The sequence below is a fragment of the Bacillus sp. 05T31 genome (assembly GCF_056396725.1).
Genome location: NZ_JBFTMA010001299.1, coordinates 1 through 539, shown reverse-complemented (window position 1 = coordinate 539; position 539 = coordinate 1). Strand labels below are relative to the sequence as shown.

Annotated in this window: 1 protein-coding gene; it reads left to right on the top strand. The window is 27.8% G+C overall.

What is annotated here, in order from left to right:
* A partial coding sequence (locus AC1DJR_RS33015; RefSeq protein ID WP_477004568.1) for a GNAT family N-acetyltransferase occupies positions 1-178 on the top strand: 178 nt, incomplete at its 5' end.
* Positions 179-539 lie beyond the last annotated feature (361 nt).

The following is a 539-nucleotide window of genomic DNA, read 5'->3' as shown; positions in this document are numbered from 1 at the left end:
GGATCATATAAGAAAGGGATTGACGACTTTAGTTAGTGCAGCTATTATATTGGATTGTTTAGAAAAAGGGAAATACCTAAACTGGGATGCAGTGAATAATACATCTGCTAAACTTGCAGAAAAGCTAGGATATGTTTTTGATAAGACGTATGATACTTATGTTGTGAATAATAGGTAATTGAACGAGTTTGTACGAATTGAATTGTACAAAATAAAAAGGCTAGAAAATCCAATTAAATTAACATCAATTAGTCCTTTTTTATAATTACAAATATAAAATATCCAAAGATAATTTTACCTAAACTAAAGGCATTAAGAGAGATGTTAATTAATAGTATTAGAGGAGAGAACAACGACAAGATTGTTTTCAATAGAAGTATTGATAAATTCTATTGGAAAAGGTGAGAGTAAAAAAACGATATGAATTAAAGATGAAGTGATTCCACAACAATTTGGGTATAAAATCCGACTTTATTAAGTCGGTTTTTATTTTTTAATAATAAGGTGCTACCAATATTAAATTGCAGTTACATAGATAT